The sequence below is a fragment of the Streptomyces sp. NPDC002446 genome, assembly GCF_053595675.1.
Genome location: NZ_JBSFYC010000007.1, coordinates 154,135 through 169,406 on the forward strand (window position 1 = coordinate 154,135; position 15,272 = coordinate 169,406).

Genomic DNA, 15,272 nt, shown 5'->3' on the forward strand with positions numbered 1-15,272 from the left:
GGTGGGAGAGTCAACCGGCCGGCCCATCGACCGGGTACGCGGCCGCCGTGCTCAGTGCGCCGGGCCGGAGACGTCGTCGTGCGCGGTCCGGCCACCGAGGAGGTGCTCTCTGCCCCAGGCGCCGAGCGGGCCCAGCGCCTCGTTGAGGGAGGCACCGAGCGGGGTGAGGGCGTAGGTCACGCGGCGTACCGCTCCCTCGAACCCCTCCTGCCGGGAGACGATGCCATCGGCCTCCAACTCCCGCAGATGGGAGGTGAGGACCTTCTCGGTGACGCCGGGGATACCGCGCCGCAGCTCGCCGAACCGGCAGGGCCCGCCGTCCAGCGCCCAGAGGATGAGCACCTTCCACTTGCCGCCGACCACGTCGATCGCCGCGTCGATGCCGCACACATACGTGTCCCGCCTGGTCATGGCCGCCCCCTCCCGATCACGCACTTACCTTACGGTAACCACCCACAAAACAGTGCGTACTTGATCATGGTCCGGGGACGGACGAGCCTGATCGGCATGGACATCCACACCACCTCCCCGACCCCCGTCACCCTCCTCGGCCTCGGCGACATGGGCACCGCGCTCGCTCGCGCCTGGCTCGCCGCGGGACACCCGCTGACCGTCTGGAACCGTACGGCGGGCAAGGCCGCGCCACTGGTGGCCGAGGGCGCCCGGGCGGCGGCCAGCCCGGCCGAGGCGGTGGCCTCGGCCACCGGCCCTGTCGTCCTGTGCCTGCTGGACGACGCCTCCGTGGGCCAGGCGCTGGACGGCACCGACCTGAACGGCAAGGACCTGGTCAACCTGACCACCGGCACCCCCGCCCAGGCCCGGCAGCGTGCCCGCTGGGCCGCGGAGCGCGGGGCCCGCTTCCTGGACGGCGGGATCATGGCCGTCCCCCCGATGATCGGCCGGCCGGAGACCGGCGGTTATGTCTTCTACAGCGGCGACCGCGCCCTGTTCGACGACCACCGGGATGTGCTGGCGGCCCCCGCCGGGGTGCGGTTCGTCGGCGAGGACGCCGGTCACGCGGCGCTGCACGACATCGCCCTGCTCAGCGCGATGACCGGCATGTTCGCCGGCATCACCCATGCCTTCGCCCTGGTGCGCCCGGAGCCGGACCTGGACCTCGCCGGATTCGCCACCCTGCTCGCGGACTGGCTCGGCGCCATGGCCGGCAATGCCCAGGCCATCGCCGCCCAGCTGGCCGGCGGCGACTACACCGAGGGCGTCACGTCCCATCTCGCCATGATGGCGGCGGGCAATGACACGCTGCTGGCCGCGGCGGAGGAGCAGTCGGTCGATCCCCGTCTCCTCGCTCCCTATATGGAGCTGATGCGCCACCGGGTGGCCCAGGGGCACGGCGACGAGGGCCTGGCGGGCATGGTCGATCTGCTCAGGGGCGCCTGAGGGGAGCGGGGCTCGGGAGCCGGGGCCGGGTACGCCCGAGTGCGCCGGGAGGGGTCGAGTACGCCGGGAGGGGCCGGGTTCCGGCCAACATATCGGCGGATCTTGTCTGCCCGGTCGGTCTCCGCGTTCAATGATCCCGATTTTGATCTTGGTCTTGATCGCGGGAGCCGGGCCCCGGCCGCCGCACACCATGTGAACGAGGAGCGACTTGCGTGAACGCCGATACCCCGCCCGTGGACACGGGTGACTCCTACACCTCGTCCGGCCGGACCGGGGGCCCGGGGCCCGTGTGCTCGTACACGGAGTGGGACCCGCTGGAGGAGGTGATCGTCGGCATTGTGGACGAGGCGAGTTTCCCGACCTGGCACGAGGCCCTGCCGCCGGTGATACCCGGCGGCCAGCACGCGGCGTTCCGCGAGAACGCAGGGCGGCCCTTCCCGCCCGAGCAAGTCGCCGCCGCCCGCGCCGAGTTGGAGGAGCTGGTGCACATCCTGGAGGGCGAGGGGGTGACGGTCCGCCGGCCGGAGGCCATTCCCCAGCGCACGCCGTACACGACCCTGGACTGGACCAGCACCGGTATGTACGCGGCGATGCCCCGGGACGCGATTCTCGTGGTCGGCGACGACATCATCGAATGCCCCATGGCCTGGCGCTCCCGCTACTACGAGAACCTCGCCTACCGGCCGCTGCTGAAGGAGTACTTCCGCGGCGGCGCGAAGTGGACCGCGGCACCGAAGCCGGAACTGACGGACGACCAGTTCGACCAGGACTGGACCGACCCCGGCGAGGACGGCCCGCAGCGGCTGGTGGTGACCGAATTCGAGCCGACCTTCGACGCGGCCGACTTCACGCGCTGCGGGCGCGACATCATCGCCCAGAAGAGCAATGTCACCAATGACTTCGGCATCGAGTGGCTGCGCCGTCACCTCGGCGACGAGTACCGCATCCATGTGTTCGAGTTCAACGACCCGCACCCGATGCACATCGACGCCACGCTCGTGCCCATGGCGCCGGGCAAGCTGCTCATCCACCCCGAGCGGGTGCCCCAGGTGCCCGGGCTGTTCAAGGGCTGGGACGTGATGGCCGCACCCGCCCCCGTCATCCCCGATGCGCATCCGCTGTACATGACCAGCAAGTGGATCAACATGAACGTGCTGATGCTGGACGAGGAGCGGGTGATCGTCGAAGCGCAGGACGAGCCGATGATCGCGGCGATGAAGAAGTTCGGCTTCCAGCCGATCCCCTGCAACTTCCGCAACTTCAACACCTTCGGCGGCTCGTTCCACTGCGCCACCGCGGACGTCCGGCGCCGGGGCACCCTGCAGTCGTACTTCTGAGGCGGTGGCGCAGGGGCGCGAGGGCCGTCACGTCACCGAGAAGCCGCCGTCGACGAAGAGCGTCTGCCCGGTGACGAACGCCGCACCCGGACCGGCCAGGAACACCGCCGCGCCCGCGAAGTCGTCGAGCTCGCCGTTGCGCCCGGCCATCGTCCGACGCGCCATCGCCGCGGGGCGTTCGGGGTCGGCGAACAGTTCCTCGGTCAGCGGGGTGCGGACGAAGCCGGGCGCGAGGGCGTTGACGCAGACACCGTGCCGGGACCAGGCCTCCGCCTGCGAGCGGGCCAGCGCGCTGACCCCGGCCTTGGACACGCCGTACGCCCCGCTGTTGCCGAACGCCCGGATCGTCTGCTGGGAGGCGAGGTGGATGATCCGTCCCCAGCCCCGCTCCGCCATACCGGGGCCGAAGCGCTGCCCGAGCAGAAACGGCGCATCGAGGTTGACGGCCATGGTGCGGTCCCAGTCGGAGGTGGTCAGCTCGTCCATCGGCGGACGGGGGTTGACTCCGGCGGCGTGGACGAGGATGTCCGGTTCGCCGTGCCGTCGCGCCATCTCGTCCGCGGCCCGGCCTATGGCCTCCCGGTCGCCCAGATCCGCGTCGATCCAGTCTGCCGCACAGCCCGCGGCACGCAGCTGTGCGGCGGCGGCGCGCAGCGGCTCCGGGCGCCGGGCCAGCAGCACCACTGCGGCCCCGGCGCGCCCGAGCGCCTCGGCGATGGTCCGGCCGATACCCGAACTGCCGCCGGTGACCAGGGCGGTGCGGCCGGAGAGCGAGAAGAGCCCGTCGAGGTAGGCGGCGGTGGTGGTCATTGCGGTGCCTCCTGGTGGTGTGCGACCCGTAGGGGGTGATCATGCCGGGTCCGTACGGGGCCGCGGTCGCCCGCCCTCGTGCCGGGCGAGCGGCGGAGCGCGGCGGCGGTTTCACCGGCCGAGGGCGATCGGAACTATTTCCTCCGGATTTATCCGGTGCGGGGTCCTGTCGAGCGGGAGGCGATCACGAGATATCTTGATGTCGAGCAATGTTGCAGACGTGGAGCGGAGCACCCGGTGACTGACTCGACCATCATCTACACACACACTGACGAGGCCCCGGCCCTGGCGACGTATTCGTTCTTGCCTGTGATCCAGGCATACGCGTCGACGGCGGGCGTCAATGTGGAGACCCGTGACATCTCTCTGGCCGGGCGCATCATCGCGAGCTTCCCCGAGCGTCTGGAGGAGGGCCAGCGCATCGACGACGCCCTCGCCGAGCTCGGCGAGCTGGCCAAGACGCCCGACGCCAACATCATCAAGCTGCCCAACATCTCGGCCTCGATCCCGCAGCTGAAGGCCGCGATCGCCGAGCTGCAGCAGCAGGGCTACGCGCTCCCGGACTACCCGGACGACCCCAAGACCGACGAGGAGCGCGACATCCGCGCCCGCTACGACAAGGTCAAGGGCAGCGCCGTCAACCCGGTCCTGCGTGAGGGCAACTCCGACCGCCGGGCGCCGGCGTCGGTGAAGAACTACGCCAAGTCCAACCCGCACCGCATGGGCGAGTGGACCGCCGGCTCCAAGACCAACGTCGCGCACATGACCAACGACGACTTCCGCTCCACCGAGAAGTCCGCGGTCATCGCCGAGGCCGGCGCGCTGCGCATCGAGCTCAAGGGCGACGACGGCTCCACCACCGTCCTGCGCGAGTCGGTACCCGTGCTCGCCGGCGAGGTCGTCGACGCCTCCGTCATGCGCGTCGCCGCGCTGCGCGAGTTCCTCACCGCGCAGGTCGCCCGCGCCAAGGCCGAGGGCGTGCTGTTCTCCGTCCACCTCAAGGCCACGATGATGAAGGTCTCCGACCCGATCATCTTCGGCCACGTGGTCCGGGCGTTCTTCCCGAAGACCTTCGCCAAGTACGGCGAGGCGCTCGCCGCGGCCGGCCTGACCCCGAACGACGGCCTCGGCGGCATCTTCAAGGGCCTGGAGGCGCTGCCCGAGGGCGCCGAGATCAAGGCGTCCTTCGACGCCGAGCTGGCCGAGGGCCCGGAGCTGGCGATGGTCGACTCCGACCGCGGCATCACCAACCTCCACGTGCCGAGCGACGTCATCGTCGACGCCTCCATGCCGGCCATGATCCGCACCTCCGGCCACATGTGGGGCCCGGACGGCCAGGAGCACGACACCCTCGCGGTCCTGCCCGACAGCAGCTACGCCGGCATCTACCAGGTCGTCGTCGACGACTGCCGCGCGCACGGCGCCTACGACCCCTCGACCATGGGCTCGGTGCCCAACGTCGGCCTGATGGCGCAGAAGGCCGAGGAGTACGGCAGCCACGACAAGACCTTCGAGATCCCCGTCACGGGCACCGTGCGGGTCCTCGACGCGGCCGGCAACGCCGTCCTGGAGCAGGCCGTCGGCGCCGGCGACATCTTCCGGATGTGCCAGACCAAGGACCTGCCGATCCGCGACTGGGTCAAGCTCGCCGTCACCCGCGCCCGTGCGACCGGCAACCCGGCGGTGTTCTGGCTCGACGAGGACCGCGCGCACGACGCGCAGCTGATCAAGAAGGTCCGGACCTACCTCGGCGAGCACGACACCGAGGGCCTGCAGATCGAGATCATGGCGCCGGTCCACGCGATCAAGTTCTCCCTGGACCGCATCCGCCGCGGCGAGGACACGATCTCGGTCACCGGCAACGTCCTGCGCGACTACCTGACCGACCTCTTCCCGATCCTGGAGCTGGGCACCAGCGCCAAGATGCTGTCCGTCGTCCCGCTGATGAACGGCGGCGGCCTGTTCGAGACCGGCGCCGGCGGCTCCGCGCCCAAGCACGTCCAGCAGCTCGTCAAGGAGAACTACCTCCGCTGGGACAGCCTGGGTGAGTTCCTCGCGCTCGCGGTCAGCTTCGAGCACCTCGCCCAGAAGAAGGGCAACGCGCGCGCCCAGGTGCTCGCCGACACCCTCGACCGGGCGACCGGCACGTTCCTGGGCGAGAACAAGTCGCCCAGCCGCAGGCTCGGTGGCATCGACAACCGCGGCAGCCACTTCTACCTGGCCCTGTACTGGGCCCAGGAGCTGGCGAAGCAGACCGACGACGCCCAGCTCGCGGAGGCCTTCGCGGGCCTCGCCAAGACGCTCGGCGAGCAGGAGCAGACCATCGTCGACGAGCTGATCGCGGCCCAGGGCGCGCAGGCCGACATCGGCGGCTACTACCAGCCGGACCCGGCGAAGGCCTCCGCCGTCATGCGCCCGTCGGCGACGTTCAACCAGGCGATCGCGACGCTGGGCTGAGCTTCCCGGGTTTTCGGCTGGCCCGCCGTGGGGGTTGCGCTTGTTTCGCCTGCGGCGGGCGTTGCCGCTGCGCGGGGCGTTTTCGGGGGCCGGTGACGGTCCTCCGGGGCCTGGTGTGTGGACTGCTTCGCTTTACGTCCACACACCAGGCCCCGGAGGACCGTCACCGGCAGCCGAAAAGCCCCGCGCAGCGGCACCGCCCGCCGCAGGCGAACCCAGCGAACCCCCACGGCGGGACAGCCGAAAACGCGGGCAGCCAAGCGCAGCGGAAGGGCAGACAAAGACCTGGAAGACTAAACCGCCTGCGGCAACTCCATCAGCCGCCCCACCAGATCCGCGAACATCCCGTCCGCCGGCTCGTCGGCCAGCATGTGCCGGACCACATGCGCCATCCGCTCGTCGTACGCGGCGCTGACCGCCGCCAGCGCCGCGAAGTCGTGCACCAGCTGCCGCTCCAGCTCCGTACGCGGGATGCGGCGCCCGTCCAGCCACAGCAGGGCGGTGGTCTCGGCCAGTGAGATCCACGAGCGCACCACCAGCTCCAGGCGCGGGGCGGGGTCGGGGACGTCGAGATGGGCGAGGACCTGCTCGTACGCGGCCTGCCGCACCCCGTCGATCATCGCGCTGGTGCGGGTCGAACCGATCGCCGGGCCGCCGCGCATCAGCGCCGAGAAGCCGGGGCCGTGCTCCTCCACGAAGTCGAAGAAGCGCTCCATGACCCGCAACAGACGGGCGCCGAGCGGGCCTTCGTGCGGCTCCACGAAGCGGGCCGTCAGCTCCTCGGCGGCCCGCCGCAGCGCGGCCTCGTACAGCTGCTGCTTGCCCGGGAAGTAGTGGTAGACCAGCGGCCGCGAGATACCGGCGGCCTCGGCGATCTCGTCGATCGAGACGTCCTCGGGGGAACGGTGGCTGAAGAGGTCGAGAGCCACCGCGATCAGCTGATCGCGCCGCTCCTCGACGCCCATCCTGCGGCGCGCCCCGGTCGTCATACGGAACACCCTAACGACCGGGGGCGCGGCAAGGAATCGCGCAGGAAATCGAAATCGTCACAGATCGAGCACGAGGCCCCCGCCCCGCGCCCGCGAGACGCAGATCAGCAGCGAACCGTCGCGCTCGGCGTCCGTCAGCAGCTCGTCGCGGTGGTCCACCTCACCGGCCAGCACCCGCTGTTGGCAGGTGCCGCAGAACCCCTGCTCGCAGGAGTACGGCAGATCGGGCAGCGCCTGTTCGCGCAGCGCCCGCAGCACGCTGGTGTCCGCGGGCACGGTGACCGTACGGCCGGTGCGGCGCAGTTCCACCTCGAAGGGGGCGTCCTCGCCGGACGGTGCGGAGGCGGGCGGGGCGAACCGCTCGGTGTGCAGCGTCAGCCCCGCGGTCACGGCCGGCAGCAGCGCCTCGACCGCCGCCATCAGCGGTTCGGGCCCGCAGCAGTAGACGGCGGCGTTCGGGGGCGCGCCGGCGAGCGCCGCCGCGAGGTCGGGCCGGCCGTCCTCGTCCTCGGCGACCACCGTCACCCGGTCCGTGCCGGCCCCCGCGAGCTTCTCGATCTCCGCCAGGAACGGCATCGAGGCCCGCGACCGCCCGCCGTACACCAGCCGCCACGGCACGCCCTGCTGCTCGGCCTGCCGCAGCATCGGCAGGATCGGTGTGATGCCGATGCCGCCCGCGATGAAGACATAGGCGTGGCCGTCCCGCAGCGGGAAGCGGTTGCGCGGTCCGCGCACCTCCACCACCGTCCCCTCGTGCAGCCGCTCGTGCACCTCGCGCGAGCCGCCCCGGCCGTCCTCGACCAGCCGGGCGGCGATGGTGTACGAACCGCTCGCCGCGGGGTCCCCGCACAGCGAGTACTGGCGTACCGCCCCCGACGGCAGCACCAGGTCGATATGCGCCCCGGGCTCCCACTGCGGCAGTTCCTCGCCCGCCAGCCGCAGCCGTACCACCCCTTCGGCCTCCACCGTCCGCTCCGCCACGGTCAGCCGCCGCCCGCCCTCGCGCCGGCCCGCACCGTCGCGGCCCCGCCCCGAGACGGGCTCCTCCAGTGCGGGCATCGGCCACAGCGGCGACGCCTTGACCCGCCGGCGCAGCGCCCGCCGGGCGACCAGCAGCGCCGCTCCGGCCACCACCACCGTGCGCATCCGCGGCATCTCAGACACCCCCGGCGGTGCGGGCCTCGGCCGCGGTCGCGGCGGGGGATCCGGCGAGATAGGCGACGGCCTGCGCGGTGCTGCCGTGCTGGGAGGGGTGGTAGGTGCGGCTGAGGTACTGCGGGATGGAGCGCGCCATGGCCCCCGCGGTCGGCAGCACGCCCTGCCGTCCGGCGCGGAAGAACTCCCGGAAGCTGGCCCTGCCGTCGATCAGCGAGGGGTCGTTCTCCATGAAGAAGCGGGTGCCGCGCTGCCACAGGAAGACCAGGGCGGTGAAGGCCGTGGCCCAGGTGCGCACCCGCCGCCGGTAGCCGCCGTCGAGGTGCATGAAGAGGTCGAACGCCACCGACCGGTGCTCGACCTCCTCCGCACCGTGCCAGCGCAGCAGGTCGAGCATCGTCGGATCGGCGCCCCTGGCGTCCAGCGCCTCGGCGTTGAGCACCCAGTCGCCCAGGAACGCGGTGTAGTGCTCGATGGCGGCGATCGTCGCCACCCGCTCCAGCAGCCACCACTTGCGGGCCCGGCCCGGCGGCAGGGTCCGGTCGCCGAGCAGCTTCTCGAAGAGCCAGTCCACCTGCGCCGTGTACGGGGTGGGGTCCAGCCCGCGCTCCTTGAGGTGCGGCAGCACCTCGTCATGGGCCTGCGCGTGCATGGCCTCCTGTCCGATGAACCCGATGACGTCCGCGCGGAGTTCGGGGTCACGGATGTAGGGCAGCACCTGCTTGTAGACCCGCACGAACCAGCGCTCGCCGGCCGGCAGCAGCAGATGCAGCACATTGATCGTGTGGGTGCTGGCCGGGTCGCCGGGTATCCAGTGCAGGGGGGTGTCGGCCCAGTCGAAGGCGACGTTGCGGGCCTTCAGCGGGATGTGCTCGGACGCGACCGCCTGGGGCCGCAGCGAGGCCGTATTAGACATGGCGTCAATGTACTGATGGGTAAGGCATGTCGATACCCCTCGGGGGGCGAAAGCTCGACGGATTCCCGACGGCCCCTCCCGGCTCCAGGCGGCCCCGGCCGGCCCCGCCGCCCCGGCCGGTCAGCCCAGCGCCTCGATCCTCCTGCCGTTCGCCAGCCGGCCCGCCAGCTCCGCCCGGTCGCCCGCCTGCGCGGGGAGCGACAGCAGCCGGCCGGGCGCCTGGGCCCGTACCCCGCCGGTCGCGGCGATCGACGTCACCTGATCGCTGCCCGCCGCCAGCAGCCACCACCGTCCGTCCGCGGCCTTCCACAGGACCCCGGCCAGGGCGCGGGGGGCGCGCGGACCGCAGGACGTACCGTCCTCGGCGCGCGCCGCCACCGTGCCGGTCGCATACGGCCGGCCGCTCGGCGCCGGGGGCTGGAACTGGGCCATCGTCCGGCTCCCCGGCCCGCGCCAGGTCTCGGCGCGGGTGCACAGCCAGGCCGCGGTGCCCGCACCGGCGGGCAGCGGCTGCCGGGCGAACTCCCAGGAGTTCACCGCACGGACGCCCTGCCCGCGGACCGCGCCCAGATGGCAGGCCGTCCGCGCCCAGGCCGTCCTGGCCTGCGGGGAGGCCACTGCGCCCGGTGCGCGCGGCGCGCCGTACGTCAGCCGGGCCGGGGCCAGCTCGCCGAGATCGGTCAGCAGATCCCCGTCCAGACGCAGGGCCGGCCAGGTCGTGCACTTCTGGACGGGCCGCGGCGCGGGCACCGGGGCGGTGACGCCGCGCGCGTCGACGGGGGTGGCCTCGCCCGCCGCGTCGGGCTTCAGCAGGTCGACCAGCCGCGCCCGCCGCACCCAAGGAGCCGTCAGATAGCGGACATTGGCCTGGGTGCGGCTCACCACCAGCGCGCCCGCGGAATCGGCCGCCGCGCCGTCCGTCCGGGCGAAGTCCAGTGCCGCGCCCGTGCCGTCCTCCTGGCCCTCGCCGTCCGCGGACTCGGCGTAGCGCACCACGCGCAGGCCGTCGTGGAAGAGCACCACGACCGAGTGGTCCACCACACCGGCGAACAGCAGCTGGGCGGGCCCCGCGGCCGGCCCGGCCGGGGTGCCGGGGGTCGCCGAGACCGGCACACCGGCCCCCGGCCTGGCCCACACGGCCAGCGCGCGGCGCAGCAGCGCCTTGTCGTGGACGCGGTCGCCGCGGGCCGGCCAGCTGGCGAAGTCCTGCCGGGCGGCGGTCTTCCAGGCGGACGCCGGTGCCATGGTCAACTTGGCCGGATCCAGGGCCGCTTCGGACGCGGCGTTCTGTGCGTACGGCGGGGCGGCGGCGCCCTCCGGGCCCCAGCCCTCGCCCGGCAGCCCCAGCAGCGCCCCGCACACCAGCACCGCCGCGCCCGCCGCCAGCAGCGCGCGGCCGTGCTGCCGCCGCCGGATCAGATCCGTCGGCCGGGCCTGCAGCGCACAGGCGTCGAACTCCGGCGACTCCAGCAGCGACCGGTCCCGGCTGCCGGCCGGTGTCTCGGCCTCCTCCGCCTCGTCCAGCGCCGCACGGGGGTCCGCGACCCCGGCGGCCTCCAGCACCCGCCGCGCCTCCGGCGCGCTCAGCCGCTCCAGATCGCGCAGCACGAACGCCGCCCGGGCCGGCCCGGACAGCGCCGACAGCGCCTGGTCCAGGGCGAGTTCATCGGCGCCGCCCGAGCGCGGGAAGAGGCGCAGGCCCCAGACCTGGGGGAGCAGGGGCGGCGGGGTGGGCAGCCGGCGGGTGCGCCCGGCGGCGAGCGCGGTGCGCAGGACCCGCAGCCGTACGAAGGCGTAGCCGGGGTCGATCGCCGTCTCCGTACCGGCCCGCTGGGCGGGCAGGCCGATGCCGTGGGCCAGGGCGCGCTGGCGCGGCAGGGTGCGCTGCACCACGCCATGGGCGGCCAGCACCCGTCGGCCGCGGCTCCGGCCGGACGGCAGGACGAGGTAGGCCAGCCGGACCAGCCGGGGGTAGTGCTCGACCAGCGCCGCCTCGGCCTGCTCGACATCGATGACATCAACACCGAGATCGGCAGGGCCGGTGGGGGAGGAGCGGTCCGGACGGGAGAAGGTCGCCTGCTGCTGATTCACGTTCGGTGAAACGAGTGAATCCTGCGATGGTCACCGGTGTGTCGGGGCGCCCCGACGGGTGACGCGGCGGGGCGCCGCACGGTCGCCGGACACGGCCGCGGCCACCGCGCCGGGACCGGCCGCGGTGGCCGCATGACTGCCGTATCGACCGGTTTTCCTACTACTTCAGGTCGAACTCGCCGTCCCGCGCGCCGAGTACGAAGGCCCGCCACTCCCCCTCCGTGTAGCGCAGTACCACATCGGGGTCCATCGAGTTGCGCATGGCGACCGCGCCGCGCTCCAGGAAGGCGATCTCCACCGCCTCCTCGCTCTCGCCGGGGGCCCGCTGCCAGGTGGCGTCGGAGATGTCGAGGGCGTAGAGCCACTCCTTCTCAGCTGCGGCACTCATTCCGTATTCCCCTTGCTCGTGGTCCGTTGCGGTCAGCGTACGCAATGGTCAGGTGAGCTTCCAGCGGCGGAACTCGGCCGTACCGCGGTTCCCCGCAGCGGAGTTGGCGGCGCACTGGTGCAGACCGGTGTCCTGGTGCGGGGCCGCGCCGGGGACGGTGACGGTGGCGATCTCGCGCCAGCTTGCGCCGCCGTCGGCGGAGCAGGAGCCGGTGTACGTCCCCGAGCGCGTGCCGTCGTCCGGCCCGCGGCGCAGCCGCAGCAGCACCGGCGCGGTGACCCCGGCCAGCCGCCGGTAGGTGTCCAGGGCGCCGTCGCCGTCGGCGTCGTAGGACAGCACGACGCCCTGGGCGGGGGTCACCGAGAGGTTGAGGAAGCCGAGGCCGTCCGCCGGGCCCGGGGCGGGCGTGGTGGCGAGACGGTTGCGGACGATCAGGCCCGCGCGGGCCCAGGGGCCGGTCGGGTCCTGCCGGGTCACCTCGACCGTCACCGACCCGCCCGCGGCCAGCGCCCCCGGCCGGCAGAGCGCGCCGAACTCGGCCGTGGCCCTCCAGAGGTCCGCGCCCGCGCCGTTGATCGCGAAGCGGTCGCCCAGCTGGCCGAAGACCGCCGCGTTCGTCGTCACCGTCTCCAGCTCCGCATCGAGCGGTCCGGCGACGAAGAGCGCACCCTGCCGGACGGCCCGCACCCGGGGCTCGCCCTTCGGGCCGTACTCGGCGCCCAGGTCGTACGGCAGCGGCCGCAGCGGCTCCTCGGGCGGGCCGGCCGGGGCGGTGACCCGCCAGCGGGCCCGGCCGGTGCCGCCGGGCGGGACGGACGGCAGGGACACCGGACCGGAGGCGGTGGCGTCCAGGCCGTGCAGGGCGAAGTCGACCCGGCCGGTGGCCCGCAGCCCGTTGACGTTGCGCAGCGCCGCGGTGACGGTGGCGCGGCCGCCCGGCGGCAGCGCGGACGGATCGGCGGCGAGCGTGACCGTGCCCTGGTAGGGGGCCCTGGCGAGGGTGTCGTGGACCCGTCGCGCGGTGCGGTGGGCATCGGTGGTGGGGCGCAGCGGATAGCTCGTCCGCGCGCGGGTCCAGGGCTCCTCCATGGCGTACCAGTCGAAGGCCTTGGGCGGCCGGTCCGCGGCCAGCGCGTCCGCCAGCTCGTCCAAGTACGCCTGCCACTGCGGGAGATGGACGTCGCCGATCAGGCCGTGCCAGTCGCGGTTGGCGTAATGGGCGAGCCTGCCGCCGTCGGAGGTGGCCCGGTCCGCCCAGGTGGTGATCAGCGCGCGGGCGCTGTGCTCCAGCCGCGCCTCCTCCTCGGCGCCGGACGCCATCGCCCTGGCGTCCGCCAGCCACGGCCCGAGCAGGAACCGCCGGTGCGCGCCGGTGACCTCCTCGCTCAGCCGCATCAGCCGCAGCCACAGCCCGGACAGCGCGCCGAACGCCGCCCGGTCCTTGCGCCGGTAGGCGTCCTGGAGCTGCCCGATCAGCTGCCAGGAGCGGTTGGCCAGGGCCTGGCGGGCGGCGTCGGTGAGGTCATGGCGGTAGGCGTCGCTGCCGCGCAGTGCGGGGCGGACGCCGAGCAGCGCGGCGAACGCGGTGTCGAAGGCGGCCGGGTCGAAGGCGGGGGAGTGGGTGGCGTAGACGGTGCCGGAGCGGGCGGCCAGGCTGGGGCGGGCGGCGAAGACCGAGTCGTGCGGCCGCCCGTCCTTGCTGGAGATCTCATACGCACTGGTACGCAGCGCGCCGAACGCCGCACGGGCCGCCTCGTCGCGACCGCCGTACCGGAAGTCGGCATAGCCGTCGAACCACTCCCTCCGGTCCACCGGGCGCTCCCGCCAGGCCAGTTCCCCGAAGAGCTCGAAGGCCGCCGGATCGCGTTCGGCGGCCTCCGGCATGTACGCGGTGCCGACGAGCCTGCTGCCCGGCTTGTCGCGCCAGGCGGTGAAGCGCTCGGCCCAGATGTGCGTCTTCGCGCCGAGGGTGGTGCGGCCGCCGAAGTTGGGGATGGAGCCGAAGGCGTACGGCACCCCGCCCCAGTCCCGCTCCCGGTCGGTGACGGTGTCGAGGTCGCTGAGGCCGTCCACGATCAGCATCCGGTCGTGGTCGACGGCGTCCAGCAGATCCCGCCGCGGGTTGTCCTGCCAGCCCAGGATCACCCAGGTGGCACCGGGGCGGGCGGTGCGCAGGGCCCGCTCGACGGCGCGCGCGGCGTCCGCCACCGGTACGTCCCCGGGGTCGCCGCCCTCGTGCAGCAGATCCATCTTGAAGTGGTCGGCCGGACCCAGGAGCTGCTCCTGGTGGCGGTAGAAGGCGGCGGCCACCTCGGCGAAGACCGCCGTGCGCGGGTCGAGCCAGTCGGGCCGGGCCAGGCCCGACCAGGTGCCCTGCGGCACGGTCCGCGCGCCGGGGTTGCGGTCGGCGAAACCCCCGGGGACGGTCCCGAAGTAGCCCGGCAGCACCGGACGCATCCCCATCTCGCGCAGCCGGTCACAGATCCGACGCCCCAACTCGCCCCTCTTGTCGATGAGTTGACGACTCATCGGCCCGCCGTAACCACTCATGTTCTGCAGCAGCCACCACGGCTGGTGGGAGGGTGCCGGCAGCCAGCCGCGGGCCTCGGCGTCGGAGTAGCCGAAGTCGGTCAGCAGCCGGTGGTAGACGGCCTCGGCGCCCGGGGTGACCAGCACCTCGTTCACCCCGCGCAGCGCCAGCAGGTCGATCATCCGCTCCCAGCGCGGCCAGTCCGCGTACGGGGCGGTGTAGCCGTCGTGGGTGTCGTTGAGGGCGAAGCGGTGCGGCAGCGAGGTGGCGCGCTCGACCGGGGCGTCCGGGGCGGGCAGCGTGTCCGGCAGGTCCAGCTGGTCGCCGGCCCAGGACAGATGCGCCCGGCAGGTGTACTTGAGGTACCAGTTGACGCCGGTCAGCAGCACCGCGGGCGTCGTCCCGGCGACGGTGATCCGGCCCGCGCGCCCGCCGACCCGGAACCGGTCGGTGCCGCCGTGTGCCACGAGCGGCACCGGTGCGAACTGGTCGGCGTGCCGGGGCAGCAGCCGCGCCAGTGCGGCCCGCGCCGGCGCGACGTCGTACGCCGCCGCCCCCCGCCCCCGGCGAGCGGCCCGGCCCGGCGCGGCCCCGCCGAACACCGCCCCCGCGCCGATCGCTCCGGCGCTCCCTAAGACTGCGCGTCTTGATGGTTTCGTCATGGTGTTCCCTTCCGCCGGTCCGCTGCGCTTGGCTTGGCTGCCCACGTTTTCGGCTGTCCCGCCGTGGGGGTTTCTCGCCGTTGCGCCTGCGGCGGGCTGTTGCCGCTGCGCGGGGCTTTTCGGCTGCCGGTGACGGTCCTCCGGGGCAGGGGTGTGGGACTGCTTCGCTTTACGTCCCACACCCCTACCCCTCCGGCCCGTCCCCTCCCGTTGTGGGTGGGGATTTCTTCTGCCGTCGTGGATGCTGCCGGACCCTCGCCGTCGTGGCCGATCACCGTTGCGGCAGGAGGGGGGCCGGGAGCCCCGGTCCCGCGTGCCGTGGCGGTAGGGGCGGGCCCGAATCCGGGGGCGAAGCCCCCGGGCCCCGAAAGACGACCGTCAGGTGACCACCGAGGCGCGCCCCCCACCAGCCTTTCCTCCCACCCCCAACGGGAGGGGGCGGGCCGGAGGGGCAGGGTGTCCGGACGTAAAGCGAAGCAGTCCGGACTACGCGGAGCTCACCGCCGCCGACTATACGGGCGAGAAGCCGCCGTGGGACG

At 73.3% G+C, this 15,272-nt stretch carries 11 protein-coding genes; 3 read left to right on the forward strand and 8 right to left on the reverse strand.

What is annotated here, in order from left to right; translation table 11 throughout:
• Window positions 1–51: 51 nt before the first annotated feature.
• Entirely contained in the window at window positions 52–411 is a 360-nt protein-coding gene (locus ACWD6P_RS06710; RefSeq protein ID WP_451442944.1) for a winged helix-turn-helix transcriptional regulator, read from the reverse strand.
• A gap of 96 nt (window positions 412–507) precedes the next feature.
• On the opposite strand from ACWD6P_RS06710, the gene ACWD6P_RS06715 reads away from it, so the two are divergent.
• Complete coding sequence (locus ACWD6P_RS06715; RefSeq protein WP_451442945.1) at window positions 508–1,398, forward strand: NAD(P)-dependent oxidoreductase; 891 nt, start codon at window positions 508–510, stop codon at window positions 1,396–1,398.
• Window positions 1,399–1,610: 212 nt separating this feature from the next.
• A complete protein-coding gene (locus tag ACWD6P_RS06720; protein WP_451442946.1) occupies window positions 1,611–2,735 on the forward strand; it encodes an amidinotransferase in 1,125 nt (374 codons plus the stop codon).
• A 27-nt stretch (window positions 2,736–2,762) separates the two neighbouring features.
• On the opposite strand, the gene ACWD6P_RS06725 is transcribed toward ACWD6P_RS06720, so the two are convergent.
• Window positions 2,763–3,545 carry an SDR family NAD(P)-dependent oxidoreductase gene (locus tag ACWD6P_RS06725; RefSeq protein ID WP_451442947.1) on the reverse strand — a complete coding sequence of 261 codons (783 nt, stop codon included), beginning with the start codon at window positions 3,543–3,545 and terminating at the stop codon, window positions 2,763–2,765.
• A 237-nt stretch (window positions 3,546–3,782) separates the two neighbouring features.
• Here ACWD6P_RS06725 and ACWD6P_RS06730 point away from each other — a divergent pair, with 237 nt between their 5' ends.
• On the forward strand, window positions 3,783–6,002 hold the full coding sequence (locus tag ACWD6P_RS06730; RefSeq protein ID WP_451442948.1) for an NADP-dependent isocitrate dehydrogenase: 2,220 nt from the start codon (window positions 3,783–3,785) through the stop codon (window positions 6,000–6,002).
• 293 nt (window positions 6,003–6,295) lie between these two features.
• Here ACWD6P_RS06730 and ACWD6P_RS06735 read toward each other — a convergent pair whose 3' ends face one another.
• From ACWD6P_RS06735 to ACWD6P_RS06760, 6 genes are all read right to left on the reverse strand, one after another.
• Window positions 6,296–6,991, reverse strand: coding sequence for a TetR/AcrR family transcriptional regulator (locus ACWD6P_RS06735; RefSeq protein ID WP_451442949.1), 696 nt, complete (start codon window positions 6,989–6,991; stop codon window positions 6,296–6,298).
• Window positions 6,992–7,048: 57 nt separating this feature from the next.
• Entirely contained in the window at window positions 7,049–8,146 is a 1,098-nt protein-coding gene (locus tag ACWD6P_RS06740) for a PDR/VanB family oxidoreductase (RefSeq protein ID WP_451442950.1), read from the reverse strand.
• A 1-nt stretch (window position 8,147) separates the two neighbouring features.
• Entirely contained in the window at window positions 8,148–9,062 is a 915-nt protein-coding gene (locus ACWD6P_RS06745; RefSeq protein ID WP_451442951.1) for a metal-dependent hydrolase, read from the reverse strand.
• Window positions 9,063–9,182: 120 nt separating this feature from the next.
• Window positions 9,183–11,153, reverse strand: a complete 1,971-nt coding sequence (locus ACWD6P_RS06750; protein WP_451442952.1) for a hypothetical protein — start codon at window positions 11,151–11,153, stop codon at window positions 9,183–9,185.
• A gap of 160 nt (window positions 11,154–11,313) precedes the next feature.
• Entirely contained in the window at window positions 11,314–11,541 is a 228-nt protein-coding gene (locus tag ACWD6P_RS06755; protein ID WP_451442953.1) for a DUF397 domain-containing protein, read from the reverse strand.
• 48 nt (window positions 11,542–11,589) lie between these two features.
• The gene (locus tag ACWD6P_RS06760; RefSeq protein ID WP_451442954.1) at window positions 11,590–14,733 is read right to left on the reverse strand and encodes an alpha-N-acetylglucosaminidase; all 3,144 of its coding nucleotides are present in this window, start codon (window positions 14,731–14,733) and stop codon (window positions 11,590–11,592) included.
• Between the last annotated feature and the right edge of the window lie 539 nt (window positions 14,734–15,272).

Coding starts and splice junctions, on each gene's coding strand:
- ACWD6P_RS06745 (WP_451442951.1), bottom strand. CDS start 9,062: ATGTCTAATACGGCCTCGCTGCGGCCCCAGGCGGTCGCGTCCGAGCAC.
- ACWD6P_RS06710 (WP_451442944.1), bottom strand. CDS start 411: ATGACCAGGCGGGACACGTATGTGTGCGGCATCGACGCGGCGATCGAC.
- ACWD6P_RS06760 (WP_451442954.1), bottom strand. CDS start 14,733: ATGACGAAACCATCAAGACGCGCAGTCTTAGGGAGCGCCGGAGCGATC.
- ACWD6P_RS06715 (WP_451442945.1), top strand. CDS start 508: ATGGACATCCACACCACCTCCCCGACCCCCGTCACCCTCCTCGGCCTC.
- ACWD6P_RS06725 (WP_451442947.1), bottom strand. CDS start 3,545: ATGACCACCACCGCCGCCTACCTCGACGGGCTCTTCTCGCTCTCCGGC.
- ACWD6P_RS06740 (WP_451442950.1), bottom strand. CDS start 8,146: ATGCCGCGGATGCGCACGGTGGTGGTGGCCGGAGCGGCGCTGCTGGTC.
- ACWD6P_RS06755 (WP_451442953.1), bottom strand. CDS start 11,541: ATGAGTGCCGCAGCTGAGAAGGAGTGGCTCTACGCCCTCGACATCTCC.
- ACWD6P_RS06735 (WP_451442949.1), bottom strand. CDS start 6,991: ATGACGACCGGGGCGCGCCGCAGGATGGGCGTCGAGGAGCGGCGCGAT.